This window comes from Meiothermus hypogaeus (assembly GCF_003574035.1).
Lineage (GTDB): Bacteria > Deinococcota > Deinococci > Deinococcales > Thermaceae > Meiothermus > Meiothermus hypogaeus.
In genome coordinates, this window is record NZ_QWKY01000179.1 from 1 (window position 1) to 671 (window position 671).

The window sequence follows — 671 nt, forward strand, 5'->3', positions numbered from 1 at the left end:
AGTCATATAAAAAATTCGGTTGAGCAAAGGAAGGGGCTTCTAAACTGGATTTGTGAATAACCCAGAGAAGCCCAAAGATAGTGTAGCTTGCCAGAACTGCGGAAGTGTGAAAGTCGAATGTGGCGGCTATCGCAAGCGGAAGCTTCGAACCCTGAATGGCATAGAAGAAACCCGACTCAAACGCCTGCGCTGTGCTGCGTGCAAACGGCAGATAAGGGTGGAATATACCCCAGAATGCCAACGTTATCGCTGGTATAGCCGCCTGGTGCAGGGTTTATTTGTCATCCTTGACAGCTATCGGGTTACCGAGGCGGTCAAAGCGGATATCGCTGCCTTGCTGGGTTATCCGATTGTGCTGGCCACCCGACTGGATTGGGCAGAAAGCGGTGGTTACCGGGGACAGACCTTGCTCAAAGCAGAGAACGCACAGATCAAAGGGCTTATCCGCAAGGTTTGTGTGGATGACTGGGTGTATGGGCGGGATAGCCGGGGCCAGGGTTATGGGGTCTGGGAAGCCCAGAGCGGCTGTCCTATATCGGCTGATCTGGCCGAGGAGCGGGGGTTTGAACGGGTACGGGATTTGCTCAGCGATGGGTCGCTTGATTATGTGGTTTCCGATGGGGCGCCCGAGATCACAGAGGCTTTGAACTGGCTGGGGTCTAAAGTGCAAC

At 54.1% G+C, this 671-nt stretch carries 1 protein-coding gene and 1 pseudogene; one reads left to right on the top strand and one right to left on the bottom strand.

Going from position 1 to position 671, the window contains the following annotated elements; all coding sequences use genetic code 11:
* On the bottom strand, positions 1–241 hold a 241-nt coding region (locus Mhypo_RS18445), incomplete at its 3' end, for a hypothetical protein (protein ID WP_206074961.1).
* Between the two features lie 24 nt (positions 242–265).
* On the opposite strand from Mhypo_RS18445, the pseudogene Mhypo_RS17825 reads away from it, so the two are divergent.
* Positions 266–671: pseudogene (locus Mhypo_RS17825) on the top strand (hypothetical protein); the annotation flags it as partial.